Genomic DNA, 17195 nt, shown 5'->3' with positions numbered 1-17195 from the left:
AAGTTGGTGAACAGGGATATTTAACTAGGGAAGGGAATATAAAGGGAAGGTTATGAAAATATGGTATAGGTTATTGAGTAAGAGTCTATCATGATTTTCAAAATAACAAAAGAATTTTTGTTTACCCATATTGCTGGCACAGATATTGCATACATAAAAAGGTGAGTAAATGCAGGTAATTTAAACGGATAAGAAAGGAGAATCTAGATGATTAAAAAAATAGCCATTATCGGTTCAGGTGTAATGGGGAGTGGAATCGCTCAATCATTTGCAGTTGGCGGGTATTCCGTCACCATCAACGATATAAAGGAAGAGTATCTAGTATATGCCCAAAATCGAATCTCTGAGAATCTAGCATTGCTCATTGAGGAAGGGGTCTTGACTGATCGGGAAAAGCAAGGTGCCTTAGCTAATATTACATATAGTGTTGATTTGGAAGGGGCTATAAGGGATGCTGATTTTATCATTGAGGCCATTCCGGAAGTCATCGGGTTGAAGTTGGATCTTTATCAGCAATTGGAGAAGATAATCAAACCGGATGCAATTGTGGCTTCAAATACATCGACCTTTCCGATTTCCCAATTGATGGAGAAGGCCTCGTTTGCGGACCGAATGGTAATCACGCATTTCTTTAATCCTGGCCATTTGGTTCCTTTGGTTGAAGTTGTTCAGCATAACGATACAAAGCCGGAAGTCGTCAAGACAACACTTGATTTGATGCGTAAAATCGGTAAGTCTCCGATTCTCTTGAAAAAAGAAATAGCAGGATTCATTGCTAACCGTTTGCAGACTGCCTTGATGCGGGAAGCCTTTTATCTATTAAAAGAGGGCGTTGCCAATGCTGAGGATATTGATACAGCGATAACGGCAGGACCAGGTTTTCGATGGGCATTTACAGGGCCAATCGAGATTGCCGATTTTGGCGGACTGGATACATGGCAGCGTGTTTTTGATAATGTTTCACCAGTGTTGGATCAGAGTAAGGAAGCCCCTGTTTTGATTCGTGATTTGGTCGAAAAGGGGAAGCTTGGGGCGAAGTCGGGTGAAGGGATTTTCACGTATGAGGAATCTACCGTTTCTCAGAAAATCAATGAGAGGGACCGTAATTTTATTAAACTAGGTAAATTAAAAATGGAGAAGGAGGAAGTATTATGAGAGAAGTAGTGATAGTAGGGGCAGCAAGAACACCAGTGGGTGCGTTTGGAGGCAGTCTAGCCAATGTTTCAGCGGTTGACTTGGGAGTTGTGGCAGCAAAGGAAGCGATTAAGCGGGCAAATATCTCGGCTGATATGATCGATGAGGTATTGATTGGAAATATTCTATCTGCTGGATTAGGGCAAAATGTGGCACGTCAGGTTGCGATTCATGCAGGGATTCCGGAAACAACGCCGGCAATGGCCGTTAATAAACTTTGCGGGTCTGGCCTCCGTACGGTAATAATGGGAGCGCAATTCATTGCCCTTGGTGATGCCGATGTGATTCTTGCTGGGGGGATTGAAAGCATGAGCAATGCCCCGTATTTACTTCCAAATTATCGTTTTGGACAGAAAATGGGTAATGCCGAAGCAGTGGATTCAATGACCTATGATGCCTTAACGGATGTTTTCAATCAGTATCATATGGGCGTGACTGCGGAGAATATTGCGGAGCAGTGGGACATCAGCCGGGAAAAGCAGGATGAATTTGCTTTAGATAGCCAATTGAAGGCTGAAAAGGCGCAGCTAGAAGGACGATTTGCAGATGAAATCGTACCTGTTGAATATAAACGCAGAGGAAAGACAATCTTGGTAGACCAAGATGAGCACCCACGTCATGGGCTGACCATAGACCAGCTAACGAAGCTACGTCCTGCTTTTAAGGAAAATGGAACGGTTACGGCTGGAAATGCATCCGGGATCAATGATGGTGGGGCGATGTTGGTCCTGATGTCCAAAGAAAAAGCGGACGAGCTGGGACTGGAAACGTTAGCGACAATTAAGTCATATGGAAACGCCGCGCTTGATCCGAAAATCATGGGATACGGCCCAGTGCCTGCGACAAGAAAAGCTTTGGCAAAAGCGGGATTATCAATAGATGATATTGATTTGATGGAAGTGAATGAAGCCTTTGCGGCCCAGTCACTTGCCGTGCTGAAGGACCTTGAATTGAATCCGGAAAAAGTGAATGTAAATGGCGGGGCAATTGCTCTGGGCCACCCGGTAGGTGCATCTGGTGCCCGCATCTTAGTGACATTGTTGTATGAAATGAAGCGCAGAGATGCAAAAACCGGCCTTGCCACCCTATGTATCGGAGGCGGACAGGGAACTGCGCTGATTGTGGAACGTTGATGCATTGGCCTCAATTTCCTATGATATAATGGGGGGAACTTCAGACCGGTTAAGGAGAATGGGAATGGCCAGCGATAATAAAACTGTTCAATTGGAATTGGTGAAAGCGATATTGGAAGAATTACCTTTTGGGGTTTTGGTAACGAAAAACGAAAAAGAAATCGTTTTATGCAATAGCGTATTATCTGAGGCTTTTGCCGAGAATCAATTTGACCTGCGAGTAAATTTAATTATCGAAAAAAACCTTATACCAGACGTAAATACTCCTATTCGTTTGAACGGTAATAATGGGATTGTCAGAAAAGCAATCGTTCAAATGGTTGATGAGGAATATCAGATTTATCTCCTATTGTTTACAAATAATAAAAGTGATTTCCTTAATATCGATAATCATGAAGAAATTCTGTTTAAGGATATCATCGAATTTGCCTATGATGGCTTGGTGATGGTCGATACGGAAGGGTATGTCCAAATGCTGAGCCACGCTTATGCGGATTTTCTTGGAGTCGATCAGGAAAGCTCTATTGGGAGACATGTAACGGAGGTCATTGAAAATACCCGTATGCATGTGGTCGCCAAAACTGGAAAGCAAGAGGTCGCTGAATTACAGAAGATTAAAGATAATTATATAATTGCGACCCGCTCCCCGATACGGAAACAAGGTAAATTAATGGGAGCGGTCGGGAAGATTCTTTTTAAGAATGTCGGGCAGTTTACCGCTCTTTCCAAGCGGATAAACTCACTTGAAGTAGAGCTGAAAAAGTACAAAGGCGATTTTCGCGAGAGAAATAAGGCCTCCTATACGTTTGATCATTTGATGGGAAGAAGTCCAGAATTCATGGAAGTAAAAGGTCAAGCGAAAATTGCTGCTAAAAGCGACTCAAATGTGTTGATTTTGGGTGAAAGCGGAACTGGTAAGGAACTGTTTGCGCATTCAATTCATAATGCCAGCAGACGGGCCATGGGTGTATTTGTCAAAGTGAACTGTGCAGCCATCCCAGCAGAGCTGCTGGAGTCAGAGCTTTTTGGCTATGAAGAGGGTTCTTTCACTGGTGCAAAAAAAGGCGGAAAAGCAGGTAAGTTCGAAGCGGCTGAAGGCGGGACGATTTTTCTGGATGAAATCGGTGAGCTGCCACTGCATATGCAAGTGAAATTGCTCCGTGTTTTACAAGAAAAAGAAATTGAACGGGTCGGCTCGACGGGAAGCATTCCCATTGATGTACGGGTAATTGCTGCAACGAATCGTAATTTGGAGGAAATGGTCTCGAAAGGGGAATTCCGACTTGATATGTATTACCGGTTAAAGGTCATGCAAATCCACGTACCTTCCTTAAGGGAGCGACCGGAAGACATTGAAATACTGGTAAATCATTTTGTTGAAAAGTACCAGAACCTCATGAAAAAACACGTACAGGGCATGAGTGATCAAGCATTACGTCTCCTTCGCCTTTATAAATGGCCGGGTAATATTCGTGAGTTGGAAAATATTATTGAACGTGCATTGAATATCGTCGATGAAGAGGAAATGATACGTTCCAAGCATTTTCCTAAAGAAATAACGGGACATAAAGAATCAGTCTCAATCCGCACTTTAGCTGAAGTAATGGATGAAACTGAACGGGCTGCAATCGTTTCATGTTTGGAAATGACTTCTGGTAATAAATCAGAAACGGCAAAGAGACTCGGAGTGAGCCGAACAACACTGTATGAAAAAATGAATAAATATGGTTTATGATTGTAGAAAAGAACCCTTATGCCAAAGGGTTCTTTCTGAATTTTAAAACAATTTTGATTGGAACGGGTGTGCGAAACTCCTGCTTAGAAAAGCGTGTCCAAAGGAGACCCCGCAGGCGCAAATGTGTCGAGGGCGGATCGCCCGCGGAAAGCGAGTGCATGGAGTTGAACGCAACGGTCAATTTATACAAATCCTCAAAAAATCATTATTATGGAGTTTGTCTACATTCTGAAGTGCCCTTTAGCCAAAGGGTACTTTTTTTATACTTTTAAACCACCTCTTAAGAATAGATACACATTTGTGCATGTTTTACACCCGTAAATCCTTGAGTGTGTTAAGAAATCCGTACACAAAACAAGAGGGGATTTGAATGTTGTAAGAAAAGGTTTACACTTTTTTGGGGTTTATGACTTCTGTGTATTGAAACCTTGACAGTTTTAAGGGGTTTCAGCTTTTACAATTTATAAAAAGGGAGATGAAATCTTTGAAAAGGCTTTAAAAGATGATGTTCTTTTAATTTAGGATAAGTTGGCACAAGAATTGCATAAATACTTTGGTGAATGGCCTATCTGTCATTTTATCTGGTGTTTCGACGTAAAATGAAAAGGGATTTTTAATTCAATAGTTTGTTGAAAGCGTTCTCAATAAATGGGAAGCACTTAGTAAGATCATTCAGCTTGACTTGGGGAAGGCAGGTTTGGATGGTGAAAGCGGAAAAATTAAAAATATGGAATTTAGGGAGATTAATGTTTCTACTTAAAGGCTTCCGAAATAATTTGGGGGCAAGGGGAGAAAAAGAAAAGGGGGAATTAAATTGGTGATTCAAATCTTAGCCATTGCAGTGGCTTTAGGACTTTTAATCTTTTTAGCCTATCGGGGCTATCCGGTCATTATCATAGCGCCAATTGTTACGTTATTGGCGGTCATTTTATCTGGCGGGCATTTGCTGCCGAGTTATACAGAAACTTATATGACGTTTGCTGCTAACTATGTAAAAGCATTTTTCCCGATATTTTTATTAGGGGCCGTATTTGGAAAAGTCATGGAGATGAGCGGTGCAGCAGCATCCATTGCCAAGACCATCGTAAAATCACTAGGTTCAAAGCAGGCTATTCTTGCTGTAGTGCTGGCTTGTTCGGCGCTGACATATGGCGGGGTTTCGCTGTTTGTAGTGGCATTTGCCGTTTATCCATTTGCAGCTGCAATTTTTAAAGAAGCAGACATTCCAAAGCGATTATTGCCAGGAACGATTGCATTAGGCGCATTCACTTATACGATGGATGCCCTTCCTGGAACACCACAGATTCAAAATATCATTCCAACGAACTATTTCGGAACAGATACTTATGCAGCTCCATTAATCGGGATTATTGGCGCGATCATGGTATTCACTGGCGGAATGATCTGGTTAGAACGTCGCCGTAAACAAGCGGTGGCAAATGGTGAAGGCTACGGGGAAGGACATATTAATGAACCGGAAAGTGCCGAAGAGCAAAACCTGCCTAACTTTTGGCTGTCCATCGTACCGCTCGTCCTTGTCGTAGCGTTTAATTTTGCTTTCAGTCGCAGTGCCATTTCGGTTAAGCACTGGTATGATGCATCGGTGTTGAAGGAATCCTTCAATATTGCCGATGTAAGCACAGTCACTTCATCCTGGTCTTTGATTGTTGCACTGACAATCGGTATTATTGCAGCGATGCTTCTGAATGTTGGGCGTATAAAGGTCAAATTGGCAAGTGGATTAACAGCTGCTGCAATGGGATCTTTGCTTGCAATATTCAATACTGCGTCTGAAGTTGGTTTTGGGAATGTCGTGAAAACGCTTCCTGGATTCTCGGTGATTCAAAACTGGGTGTTCAATGCAAGCGGTAACCCACTCGTATCGGAGGCTATTGCCGTCAATGTACTGGCAGGGATTACAGGATCTGCATCTGGTGGACTTTCGATTGCGTTAGAAGTAATGGGCGGTCACTATTTACAGGTGGCTCAAAGTGTTGGAATCAGCCCGGAAATGCTACATCGAATTGCATCCATGGCATCTGGCGGAATGGATACGCTTCCGCATAACGGTGCCGTTATTACTTTACTTGCTATTACAGGACTGACACATCGTCAATCCTACAAGGATATCTTTGCGATCACGATTTTGAAAACAGTGACTGTGTTCATCCTTGCTTTTGCAACTTCCCTATTTATTTAATAGAATAGTATTAGGAATGGAGATGATGGAAAATGAGTAAATTATTAACATCTTTTGAAAGCGCTATTCAACAAATCGAGGATGGAGCAACCATTATCGTTGGCGGGTTCGGATTAAGCGGAATTCCAGAAAATCTGATTTTTGCTTTGCGTGATAAAGGTGTAAAGGATTTGACCATTGTCAGCAACAATTGTGGAGTCGATGATTGGGGTCTAGGTCTTTTGCTGGAAAATAGACAAATCAAAAAAATGATCGCTTCTTATGTAGGGGAAAATAAATTATTTGAGCAGCAATTTTTAAGTGGAGAGCTGGAGGTCGAGCTAGTTCCCCAAGGAACGCTTGCTGAGCGTCTAAGAGCGGGTGGAGCAGGAATCCCTGCCTTCTATACAGCTACTGGGGTAGGAACGGAAGTCGCCAAAGGTAAAGAACATAAAGAGTTTGATGGTCGCACATACATTATGGAAAAAGGAATAGTCGGAGATTTTTCCTTTGTAAAAGCTTGGAAAGCAGATCATTTCGGTAATCTCGTCTATCGGAAAACGGCAAGAAACTTTAACCCTGTCGTTGCCACCGCGGGGAAAGTCACGATTGTTGAAGTGGAGGAGCTTGTGAACACAGGAGAGCTCGATCCAGATGAAATTCATACTTCAGGGGTTTATGTACAAAAAGTACTTGTAGGAAACCGTTATGAAAAACGAATTGAAAAACTTACAACTGCTAACGTATAAAAAGGAGGAGTATTCGAATGACTAGACAACAAATTTTAGAACGGGCCGTTAAAGAAATCCAAGATGGTATGTGTGTAAATTTAGGAATCGGAATGCCGACCTTGATTGCTAACATGATTCCAAATGACTTTAATGTTATGCTTCAATCGGAAAACGGCTTACTGGGAATCGGACCATATCCAGAAAAAGATGCAGTCGATCCGGATTTGATTAATGCAGGAAAAGAAACAGTAACGGCAAAGGCCGGGGCATCATTTTTTGATAGTGCTGAATCGTTCGCAATGATTCGCGGCGGCCACATCGATCTAGCCATTTTAGGCGGGATGGAAGTTTCCGAAAATGGGGACTTGGCAAACTGGATGATTCCAGGGAAGATGGTAAAAGGAATGGGAGGTGCGATGGACCTCGTCCAAGGAGCAAAACGGATCGTTGTCATCATGGACCATGTGAACAAACATGGGGAATCCAAAGTGAAAAAGAGTTGTACACTGCCATTGACGGGAGAAAAGGTCGTCCATTGCCTGATTACAGAATTGGCCGTATTTCATTTTACAGAAGCGGGTATGGAATTGATTGAATTGCAAAATGGCATAACACTTGATGAAGTGAAAAGTAAAACAGAGGCTGACTTTACAATAAGCCCCTCTATTGAAATTAAGGCATAGTAAGAGATTACTTGAATTGACCTATCAGGGAAACGGATAAAACTCATTATTAGGCTACTTTCAGTTCGTAAACGTGCGGACGGAGGTAGTCTTTTTTTTGTTGTTGAAATAAATTCCCTTTCTATAGTTAAAAAGCAGTTTGTATTTTACTAGAGATTGTGGAGGGAAAACAGGCTTTTCATTCAGTTATCAATCTTAGAAAAATTATCATCTTCCATTTTTTACATAGAGTTTGTATGGAGAAATAAAAAAACTGTAGGCAAACACGGTTTTCATCGAGTTCGTCTACAGTCTGAAAGAAGGAATTCTTATTAAAAGAATTCCTTCTTTGCATATTAATTGTTAAGAAATGATTTTTCGAAGAATTCCAGAAGATACTCTAGTGTGATTGGATCACTGTAAGTTGATGCTTTACTATTTATTTCAAATACACGATCGTTCTTAACGGCAGGTATATTTTTCCATGAATCAGTCTCCAAAAATGAATTAACAACATCCGGGTTTTTACTAAAGATCATATAATCTCCAGAATACTCAGGAAGCACTTCCGATGAGAGGACATAAATGCCTGATTTAAGTGCCTTTTCTTTTACTTTCTCAGGCATTTTCAAATCCATTGCTTGATACAATATTTCTGTCCCGCGTGCATAATTATTTCCAAATACATAAAACTCCTTGGCATCATTTTCAATTACAGAAACGGTTGCATCTTCGCCAATTTTTGCACGTATCGCTTCTCCTGCGGATTCTGCACGCGTTTTGAAATCATTAACCCATTCTTTTGCTTCCTTTTCTTTGTTTAAGAGTTTTCCGATTTCTATCTGCTGTGATAAATAATCCAATTTCCCCCAAGTGAATACTACAGTAGGAGCAATTTCATTTAGTTTGCCAATATTTTTCATCTCGGATCCTGCTATGATTAGGTCCGGTTCCAGTTCGATGATTTTCTCCAGGCTATCTTCTGAAACGACTTCCACTCCCTTAAGTTTTTCTTGAAAAAGGGGATTCATATTAGTCCATTGATCTATCCCAACGATATTACCTTCTAAAGCCAAAACATTAGGTCCATTAGAGAGAGCAATTATTCTTTTTGGGTTTTTAGGAATCTCAATAGGGCCAGTTTCTGATTGATAGGTAAATGTTTCTTTTTTAGTCTTGGCTGCATTATCTTCGTTCGCTGTCTCGTTGTTCCCACAAGCACTAAGAATAAGTACGAACAAGAGTAGGAATGGTATGAATAGTTTTTTCATTCTGATTTTCTCCTTGCTTATTATAGTATAAGTTTAAAAAATGTATGTAATTAGTAATGATATTCATTTTCAATTACTACTTAATATGTTAATAGGAATGATAATCATTGTCAATGACTTTCGCCAGATTGCTAAACTCATTGAACTAAGCTGTTGCCCCTACTTGTAGAAACATGTTTAAGGCTGGGTGGGGCGAAGCTATGAAAATACACGGAGGACTAAGAAAACTGTTCAAAGATCGGCAATGTTGGTCTAGATGTGGCAAAGGAAGATAGATCAGAACTGAAGAACCTTTCAATAAGGCATAATCAATTAACGGAGACTTAATAATAAAATGGAAATATTCCAGCCATGCTACTTTTCCGTTAAAAAGGCTTATATAAGGTTTAAAGGAGGGATTACATTGACAGTAGCATTACGAACATTATTGGATAGATCAGTGAAAAAGATGGGCACAAGGATGAATCCAGTGGTGAAGGCATCAGCATTGGAAATGATCGAACGTGCTTATAATGAAGGGATTTATGTACAGATAAGTGCTGGCCACCGCTCTTTGGAAGAACAAGCTGCGCTTTATGGCCAAGGAAGAGTTTACAGCTACAATGGAAAAAACTATAGTAATCTAGCTAAGCCTAATGTGACAAACGCTAAACCAGGCCAGTCTTATCATAATTTTGGACTGGCTATTGATTTTTTCACTGTGAGTGATGATGGCAAGAAAGCGAACTGGACAGTGAATTCAAAGTGGCAGCGTGTAGCTGCTATAGGTAAGGATTTAGGATTTAAATGGGGCGGGGATTGGAGTTCATTCAAGGATTATCCCCACTTGGAAATGACGGGTGGGCTATCCTATTCACAGTTACAAGCAGGGAAAGAACCTCATCTTACCTTTAAATTCGAAAAAACGGATATCCCGAAAACCAGCAAAGGAGATACCTATATAATTTCCATACAAAATACGTTAAATAGCCGGTATAAAGCAGCAATTTCCGTTGATGGGTTTTACGGTCCCGAAACTCGATCGGCCCTTATAAAAGCTATACAAACGGAACTGAATAAGCAATTCAATAAAAAGCTTGCTGTCGATGGAAAATGGGGGCCTAAAACCAAGACTGCGATTGTCACCGTAAAAAAAGGAGCTGCAGGCAATATCACATGGATCCTCCAAGCAGCACTTTACATGGAAGGCTTTACCCCTGGGCCCCTTGACGCAGAATTCGGTGATAATACAGAGATGGCATTATATAAATACCAAAAGGCAAGCAAGATTTCTGCAGATAAGCAAGCAGGTAAAGAAACATGGAATGAATTGTTTGCTTGATAGAGAATGCGGGTAAATGATGGCGGATTTGATCCTACACAGCAATAATTCGACCTACACAGCATAATTCGACCTACATCGCAATAATCGAACAACACCAAATCCGGCCTGCACACGATATTATTCGACCTCCCCCCAAACCTTACCCGGGAAATAATTCACCTAAACTCGGCATAATTCGACTTACCCGGGAATAATCCATAAAGAATTCATTCAAGTTCCAAGCACCAATCATTGCATCGCATTAGGCTTCCCGGTGGGTATTCGAATTCACATTCGGAGATGAGGCGGAAGTCTAGCTTACGGCAAATTGCGTTTGACGCAGGGTTATTGATTGACGGGAATGCGTGAATATATTTATATTTCCGTTCGGCTTTGATTTTGGCTATCAGAGCCTTCACGGCATGGGATGCGATTCCTTGTCCCTGAAATGAAGGGAGGACGCTCCAACCGATTTCGTACACATTTTCATTATTCCATTCGGTTTGCCAGTAGCCAACGGAACCAGCTGCTTCTGTCTCTGGAAACAGGATGATGCTAAACATGCACCCCTTATTTCCCAGCTGAAGATACCGTTGATGCCGTTTCATGATTTGTTCATTACTTTCCGGACCACCAAGATGTGCCATCATTTCTGGGGCATTAAGTTGAAAAAGTAAATCAAGGTCCTTATCTTCCCATGGTTTAATTTCTAATCTGGTTTCTTTGCTTCGTTCTGAAATCCGACTCACCCCTGCCTTTTAATTTTTCTTATAGTAACTTTCTTTGCTGGATGCGAGATACCTTTTTTTATATGTGAAATTACTATTCTATTGGGGTATGATTTTATTAAAGATAAAGAGATGAAAGTTTCCCATTAAATGCTATAATTTACAGGTGATTCTATCAAATGACAGAGAACGGAGATGAAGAAATGAAATCTTCAGTGAATCAGTTTTCCACTCAATTTGAATGGATATTGAATGTGATCAATGTGGGTGTCCATATAGTGAATAAAGATGGGGATACGGTTTTCTACAATGAAATGATGGCACATATCGATGGGCTTGATCGTGAACAGGTATTGGGGGAGAATATCTTTCAGCTTTATCCATCCTTGACCGATGAATCCAGTACGCTGCATGTAGCATTGGAAAAGGGCGTGGAAACGAATGAGTCCATCCAGACGTATGTCAATTTAAAAGAGAAAAAAATAACTTCAATCAATAGTACGTATCCTTTATATGAGGATGGTGAAATTATTGGGGCAGTGGAAATAGCAAAGGATATTACGAAGGTCATGAATATGTACGACCAAATTGTTGATTTGCGTTCCCAGCTGGCCGAGACCCATAAGAAAACCAAGTTCCTTGAAGGGACGGCGACCTACCATTTCAGTGATTTAATCGGTGATAGCCCTGCATTTAAGCAAGCCATTTCATTGGCGAAAAAAGCGGCCCGTACACATTCCCCAGTCATGATTTATGGACCTACAGGGACGGGAAAAGAATTGGTCGCTCAAAGTATACATAATGTAAGTGCTCAGCGAAATCAACCATTCATAGCGCAAAACTGTGCGGCTGTTCCAAAGGAATTGATGGAGGGGCTGCTGTTCGGTACGACAAAAGGGGCTTTTACCGGAGCGATGGATCGCCTGGGCATTTTTGAACAGGCAAATGGCGGTACCCTTTTCCTTGATGAGTTGAATAGCCTCGATCTCGGCCTGCAGGCAAAATTGCTGCGGGTGCTTCAGGAAGGCGAGGTACGCCGTGTTGGGGGTTCGAAGGAGCAAAAGGTTAATGTGAAGATCATTGCTGCGATGAACATTTCTCCAGAAGAGGCGTTAGATCGGGGAATCATTCGCTCGGATTTATTCTTTCGCCTGAATGTCGTGACGATCCAAATGCCTTCACTGCTGGAGCGTAAAACGGATATTCCGGAAATCGTCAATCACTTTATTCAGAAATTCAACAAATCATTCTTTACGGAAGTACGCGGAATCAGTCATAAGGCAATGCAGCGGCTTCTTCAATATCCATGGCCCGGGAACATTCGTGAACTGGGACATGCCATCGAGTTAACCTTTAACGTCATGGACGCAGGGGAAGATATGATTGATGAACACCATCTTCCTGCATATCTTTTTCCTTCAGGGAATTACGCTGCATCAAATACGCAGAACCATCCTTCCCCATTGAAAAATAAGATTGATTTACCTGTCGTTCTTGAAGAAATGGAAAGGGAAATGATCATCAATATGTTCGAGAAATATAACGGGAATATCAGCAAAACGGCTGAAGCCCTCAATATTAAAAGACAGGGATTACAATATAAGTTAAACAAGTACGGCATTGAAAAAGTTTATACGGCAGGATCGCGAGAATCAAAATAAATGTGGTTGTATTTGAAAACGCTGTCAAATCATTGATAATGATGTAACTTGAAGAGGGCTCTTGTGTAAAGAGACCCTCTTTTTTTTTGCTTGGCGCAAAGAATCTGGCTGCAAAAAATTAGGCATAACGAAAAATTATTTGCGATTTTAAGGTCGATTTGTGCCCCTTTTCTTATGTTTCCCTTGTTTTGAATGTTGGCATCATTCTTGCAAATGTATATAGATAAGTTCTTAGAATAAGGGGGCATATTAAATGAATTTGATGGGAATGGATGTAAAACATACAGAATACCTTGGTGGGCGCAGGCATTATAATGATATCGAACTTTGGAAGGACGTAACGGAAGAGCAGTGGAATGATTGGATCTGGCAATTGACCAATACGATTAAAACATTGGATGATCTGAAAAAGGTCGTCAACTTGACACCTGATGAAGAGGAAGGAGTCCGGATTTCGACTCAAACGATTCCATTGAACATTACGCCATATTATGCATCTTTGATGAATCCGGATGATCCTCGCTGTCCGATTCGTTTACAGTCGGTACCGCTTTCGGCAGAAATGAACAAAACCAGATATGATTTGGAGGATCCGCTGCATGAGGATGAGGATTCCCCTGTTCCAGGATTGACGCATCGTTATCCGGATCGCGTTCTATTCCTTGTAACGAACCAATGCTCCATGTACTGCAGGTATTGTACGCGCCGCCGTTTTTCAGGTCAGGTTGGCATGGGTGTTCCCAAAAAGCAGCTGGACGGGGCGATTGAATATATCCGGAATACTCCCGAAGTTAGGGACGTGCTGATTTCTGGAGGAGACGGCCTGTTGATCAATGATAAGATCCTTGAATATGTATTGAGTAACTTACGTGCCATCCCGCATGTGGAAATCATTCGGATCGGAACTCGTGCACCGGTCGTTTTCCCGCAGAGGATTACGGAAAATTTATGCAATATTCTGAAAAAGTATCATCCGATTTGGTTAAATACGCATTTCAATCATTCCCTTGAATTGACGGATGAAGCGAAAAAGGCATGCGATATGCTGTCGATGGCAGGCGTGCCGCTTGGTAATCAGGCTGTCATCCTGGCTGGCATCAACGATAGTGTCCATATCATGAAAAAGCTTATGCATGACTGTGTTAAAGCAAGGGTTAGGCCTTATTACATTTATCAATGTGATCTATCTGAAGGGATTGGCCATTTCCGGGCGCCGGTTTCAAAAGGACTGGAAATCATTGAAGCGCTTCGCGGCCATACATCAGGATATGCGGTGCCAACCTTTGTGGTGGATGCTCCTGGCGGTGGAGGAAAGATTGCCTTGACTCCGAATTACCTGCTTTCGCAAAGTCCGGATAAAGTCGTTTTACGGAACTTTGAAGGAGTGATCACTAGTTATCCGGAGCCGAAGAATTATGTTTCCGGCAGTGCGGATGCTTACTTTGATGAAGTGTATGGTACTGAGGATAGGAAAGAAGCCGTGGGGATTTCCGCTCTCATGACGGATGAGAAATTCAATTTGGTGCCAGAGGGCCTTCGCCGTCTTGACAAGAGAAAGGCGTATGAAACCACTGATGAACATGCATCATTGAAGGATCGCCGTGATAAACGGGATGAAATGAAGGAAAAATTAAGGTTAGCCCAAGAAAAAAAGAATGCCTTGGTCGGAAGCGGCTCGGTGAAATCTGAAGGCAAGGAGGAATGAAGATGGATTGCTTGTGGTGTAATGCCCCAAACGTAGAAGAAAGTGAAAAAAAGGATTGTTACTGGATCATGCCTGATGGGAAACGCTCTATAAGAGTCCTTCAAGTTCCAGCCTTGAACTGTCCGGAATGTGGAATCTATGTGTCTGATTCGATGAATCAAAAGGTGGACGAAGCCTTATCCATATATGATGTGAGTGAATACCCTGATGAGTTTACGTATGAGCAGCTTCTTCAGGCACCCGTCAAAAAATTATTCAATTGGAAATAGAATGCCGGGAGAAGCGGATGATATGCATCTCTTCTCCCGAATTCTTTAAATAAGGGGGTTACATAATGCCTGTTCAAAAGCTGCCTTTTTTCACCCAGATCGAGACTGGGGATTGTTATACCATGGAACTCTATCATGATCATGCCAATCAGCGCTTGCGCATGGATGATTATCGGGGAAATATCCAAAAAGCGATGGCCCGGGCGCTTGTCATCGCAAAGGAGCAGGGCTTTACTAAAGTGATACTTAAAGCTAGAAACGAAGATTTATCTGCGGCATTGGGACAAGGATACATGCTGGAAGGAATATTAAGCAGGTATTTCAACGGGAATGATGCCTATTGCATGGCTTTCTATTTAACGGATGAAAGGCGAACGAGCGACTTTTGGGTCAAGGAAGATAAAGTCATCCAAGATGTAAGTGAGATTCCCAGACTGATGGACATGCTGAAAATTCCTGAAAATTATCTCCTCCGTTTTGCTACAGATGAAGATGCGCAAGAGCTGGCTAATTTATATGGTGAAATTTTTGAAACCTATCCTACACCGATGAATGATGAGCGATATATCAAGAAAGTGATGGAGGAAGGTACGATCTTCAGTGTTATCGAATATGAAGGATCCATTGTGAGTGCTGCATCCGCGGAAGTGAATGAGATGTATCATAATGCTGAATTGACGGACTGTGCAACGATTCCCCATCATCGAAAGCATGGTTTCATGAAGGTGCTAATCTCCGCTTTGGAACAAGAATTGATCAGGAAAAACATTTATTGCTCTTATTCATTGGCGCGATCATTGTCGATGGGAATGAACGCCGTTTTTCATCAGCTTGGTTATGAATATGGCGGCAGATTAACGAAGAATTGCAATATTTGGGATAAGTATGAGGACATGAATATTTGGGGTAAAGATTTATCTTTCAAGTAGGAGGATTGTTTCTATGGCTAAATACACATGGGTTGATAAAGAAACCTGTATTGCCTGCGGGGCATGCGGTTCAACAGGTCCTGAAATTTATGACTATGACGATCAAGGGATTGCTTTTGTGATCTTGGATGATAATCAGGGGATTGCCGAAGTTCCTGAAATCCTGCATGAGGACATGCAGGATGCTATGGAAGGCTGCCCTACAGAGTCAATCCTGATTCAGGATGAACCTTTTAGCTGGTAAACTAGGTTTTTTTAATCTGGGAAATTAATTGATTAATAGAATGCTGCACAGTGGGTACGAACGTTAAAAGGAGAGATGACATGACACGCAATTATTTGATTAAGCCTACTTTAGATCATGACTATCCCACTATCTCTCATGGGAATGGAATTTATCTTTATGATACAGATGGAAAGCAGTATATAGACGGATCATCAGGTGCTGTTACGGCTAGTATTGGCCATGGTGTAATAGACGTTGTCGATGCAATGACGGAGCAGGCCCGCAAAGTTTCTTTTGCATACAGGTCTCATTTTACGAGTGAAGCCGCAGAAGCATTAGCCAAAAAGCTAAGTGATTTGGCTCCAGGGGATTTGAATTGGTCATTTTTCGTGAATAGCGGATCCGAAGCGACCGAAACGGCGATGAAGATAGCGATTCAGCATTGGCAAGAAAAAGGATATGAGCGAAAAAATCGTATCGTCTCCAGATGGACGAGTTATCACGGGATTACGATGGGCGCTTTATCGATGTCAGGTCATGTACCGAGGAGAAAGCGTTTTGTTCCGCTATTGGAAGATTTCCCTAGCATTTCCGCTCCCTACTGTTATCGCTGTCCTTATAATAATGAATCTTCCGGCTGCAAGCTTCAGTGTGCTAATGAACTGGAAACAGCCATTCAAAGGGTCGGCTCCGAGAATATCGCAGCCTTCATCGCAGAACCGATCATCGGGGCATCCGCTGGTGCTGTAACACCGCCGGATGGCTACTATCAAAGGATTAAGGAAATCTGCGAAAACTATGACATTCTTTTTATCGCCGATGAGGTAATGACGGGAATCGGACGGACAGGAAAAATGTTCGCGATGGAACATTGGGGAGTCGACCCGGATATCATCGCATTGGGTAAAGGAATGAGCGCCGGTTATACTCCAATGGCAGCCACAATGGTTAGTGACCGTGTCATGGAGCCCATTTTAAAAGGCTCGAATTCAATCATGGCTGGACACACATATAGTGCAAATCCTCTATCTGCAGCCGTTTCATTGGAAGTGCTTTCCTACATTGAGGGAAATGACCTGGTTCAGGCGGCTGAAGATAAAGGTCAATATCTGTTTAAGAAGCTGCAAGGGTTGGCTGGGAAATTCGACATAATTGGTGATGTACGGGGGAAAGGGCTTCTCCTCGGACTTGAGTTTGTCTCCAATCGGATTTCAAAAACGCCATTCGACTTGCAAATTGGCCTGACCACTAGGCTTGTCAATAAGGCTTTTGCGAAGGGATTGTTGATCTATCCTGCTGCGGGTGCGATTGAAGGAATCGCTGGTGATGCGGTTATCCTATCTCCGCCATTAATCATTACGAATGAAGAAATCGATCGCCTCGTCAAGATACTGGAAGCTTCCCTTGAAGAGTTGCAGCGTGAATTGCACTCGGAAGGCTTGATTGAGGACATGCAGGCTATTTAGGAG

The 17195-nt window shown here is 42.1% G+C and carries 15 protein-coding genes; 13 read left to right on the top strand and 2 right to left on the bottom strand.

Going from position 1 to position 17195, the window contains the following annotated elements; all coding sequences use genetic code 11:
* Positions 1-207: 207 nt before the first annotated feature.
* From ACDZ29_RS04445 to ACDZ29_RS04420, 6 genes are all read left to right on the top strand, one after another.
* Complete coding sequence (locus ACDZ29_RS04445) at positions 208-1155, top strand: 3-hydroxyacyl-CoA dehydrogenase family protein (protein ID WP_375090050.1); 948 nt, start codon at positions 208-210, stop codon at positions 1153-1155.
* Positions 1152-2327 carry an acetyl-CoA C-acetyltransferase gene (locus ACDZ29_RS04440; protein WP_289326249.1) on the top strand — a complete coding sequence of 392 codons (1176 nt, stop codon included), beginning with the start codon at positions 1152-1154 and terminating at the stop codon, positions 2325-2327. The genes ACDZ29_RS04445 and ACDZ29_RS04440 overlap by 4 nt, the downstream gene beginning before the upstream one ends.
* Positions 2314-4062, top strand: a complete 1749-nt coding sequence (locus tag ACDZ29_RS04435) for a sigma-54 interaction domain-containing protein (RefSeq protein WP_375090048.1) — start codon at positions 2314-2316, stop codon at positions 4060-4062. The genes ACDZ29_RS04440 and ACDZ29_RS04435 overlap by 14 nt, the downstream gene beginning before the upstream one ends.
* 814 nt (positions 4063-4876) lie before the next feature.
* A complete protein-coding gene (locus ACDZ29_RS04430; RefSeq protein WP_370016236.1) occupies positions 4877-6262 on the top strand; it encodes a GntP family permease in 1386 nt (461 codons plus the stop codon).
* 32 nt (positions 6263-6294) lie between these two features.
* Complete coding sequence (locus tag ACDZ29_RS04425; protein ID WP_375090046.1) at positions 6295-6990, top strand: CoA transferase subunit A; 696 nt, start codon at positions 6295-6297, stop codon at positions 6988-6990.
* 17 nt (positions 6991-7007) lie between these two features.
* Positions 7008-7655, top strand: coding sequence for a 3-oxoacid CoA-transferase subunit B (locus ACDZ29_RS04420; RefSeq protein WP_370016234.1), 648 nt, complete (start codon positions 7008-7010; stop codon positions 7653-7655).
* Positions 7656-7990: 335 nt separating this feature from the next.
* Here the strand turns inward: ACDZ29_RS04420 and ACDZ29_RS04415 are convergent, their stop codons facing one another.
* Complete coding sequence (locus tag ACDZ29_RS04415) at positions 7991-8905, bottom strand: iron-hydroxamate ABC transporter substrate-binding protein (protein WP_370016233.1); 915 nt, start codon at positions 8903-8905, stop codon at positions 7991-7993.
* Between the two features lie 403 nt (positions 8906-9308).
* On the opposite strand from ACDZ29_RS04415, the gene ACDZ29_RS04410 reads away from it, so the two are divergent.
* Entirely contained in the window at positions 9309-10226 is a 918-nt protein-coding gene (locus ACDZ29_RS04410; RefSeq protein ID WP_375090044.1) for a peptidoglycan-binding protein, read from the top strand.
* A gap of 209 nt (positions 10227-10435) precedes the next feature.
* Here ACDZ29_RS04410 and ACDZ29_RS04405 read toward each other — a convergent pair whose 3' ends face one another.
* The gene (locus tag ACDZ29_RS04405) at positions 10436-10948 is read right to left on the bottom strand and encodes a GNAT family N-acetyltransferase (protein ID WP_375091099.1); all 513 of its coding nucleotides are present in this window, start codon (positions 10946-10948) and stop codon (positions 10436-10438) included.
* Between the two features lie 167 nt (positions 10949-11115).
* Here ACDZ29_RS04405 and ACDZ29_RS04400 point away from each other — a divergent pair, with 167 nt between their 5' ends.
* From ACDZ29_RS04400 to ACDZ29_RS04375, 6 genes are all read left to right on the top strand, one after another.
* Entirely contained in the window at positions 11116-12597 is a 1482-nt protein-coding gene (locus tag ACDZ29_RS04400; protein WP_375090042.1) for a sigma-54 interaction domain-containing protein, read from the top strand.
* A 268-nt stretch (positions 12598-12865) separates the two neighbouring features.
* Positions 12866-14302, top strand: a complete 1437-nt coding sequence (gene ablA / locus ACDZ29_RS04395; RefSeq protein WP_289327379.1) for a lysine 2,3-aminomutase — start codon at positions 12866-12868, stop codon at positions 14300-14302.
* A gap of 2 nt (positions 14303-14304) precedes the next feature.
* Positions 14305-14571: a YokU family protein gene (locus ACDZ29_RS04390; protein WP_289315114.1), complete on the top strand. Its 267-nt coding sequence runs from the start codon at positions 14305-14307 to the stop codon at positions 14569-14571.
* 65 nt (positions 14572-14636) lie between these two features.
* On the top strand, positions 14637-15500 hold the full coding sequence (gene ablB / locus ACDZ29_RS04385) for a putative beta-lysine N-acetyltransferase (RefSeq protein WP_375090040.1): 864 nt from the start codon (positions 14637-14639) through the stop codon (positions 15498-15500).
* Positions 15501-15513: 13 nt separating this feature from the next.
* The gene (locus tag ACDZ29_RS04380) at positions 15514-15744 is read left to right on the top strand and encodes a ferredoxin (protein WP_289326240.1); all 231 of its coding nucleotides are present in this window, start codon (positions 15514-15516) and stop codon (positions 15742-15744) included.
* An 80-nt stretch (positions 15745-15824) separates the two neighbouring features.
* Positions 15825-17192: an aspartate aminotransferase family protein gene (locus ACDZ29_RS04375; RefSeq protein ID WP_289326239.1), complete on the top strand. Its 1368-nt coding sequence runs from the start codon at positions 15825-15827 to the stop codon at positions 17190-17192.
* The last annotated feature ends 3 nt before the right edge of the window (positions 17193-17195 follow it).

The sequence above is a fragment of the Peribacillus sp. RS7 genome, from assembly GCF_041956845.1.
In the GTDB taxonomy this organism is placed as follows: Bacteria; Bacillota; Bacilli; order Bacillales; family DSM-1321; genus Peribacillus.
The sequence above is the reverse complement of the archived record's forward strand: the minus strand, read 5'-3'. Positions and strand labels throughout refer to the sequence as shown.

Bases quoted from the DNA above. Each gene is read 5' to 3' on its own strand.
- ACDZ29_RS04415 (WP_370016233.1), bottom strand. From the start codon at position 8,905: ATGAAAAAACTATTCATACCATTCCTACTCTTGTTCGTACTTATTCTT.
- ACDZ29_RS04440 (WP_289326249.1), top strand. From the start codon at position 1,152: ATGAGAGAAGTAGTGATAGTAGGGGCAGCAAGAACACCAGTGGGTGCG.
- ACDZ29_RS04380 (WP_289326240.1), top strand. From the start codon at position 15,514: ATGGCTAAATACACATGGGTTGATAAAGAAACCTGTATTGCCTGCGGG.
- ACDZ29_RS04400 (WP_375090042.1), top strand. From the start codon at position 11,116: ATGACAGAGAACGGAGATGAAGAAATGAAATCTTCAGTGAATCAGTTT.
- ACDZ29_RS04420 (WP_370016234.1), top strand. From the start codon at position 7,008: ATGACTAGACAACAAATTTTAGAACGGGCCGTTAAAGAAATCCAAGAT.
- ablA (WP_289327379.1), top strand. From the start codon at position 12,866: ATGGATGTAAAACATACAGAATACCTTGGTGGGCGCAGGCATTATAAT.
- ablB (WP_375090040.1), top strand. From the start codon at position 14,637: ATGCCTGTTCAAAAGCTGCCTTTTTTCACCCAGATCGAGACTGGGGAT.
- ACDZ29_RS04445 (WP_375090050.1), top strand. From the start codon at position 208: ATGATTAAAAAAATAGCCATTATCGGTTCAGGTGTAATGGGGAGTGGA.
- ACDZ29_RS04425 (WP_375090046.1), top strand. From the start codon at position 6,295: ATGAGTAAATTATTAACATCTTTTGAAAGCGCTATTCAACAAATCGAG.
- ACDZ29_RS04390 (WP_289315114.1), top strand. From the start codon at position 14,305: ATGGATTGCTTGTGGTGTAATGCCCCAAACGTAGAAGAAAGTGAAAAA.
- ACDZ29_RS04375 (WP_289326239.1), top strand. From the start codon at position 15,825: ATGACACGCAATTATTTGATTAAGCCTACTTTAGATCATGACTATCCC.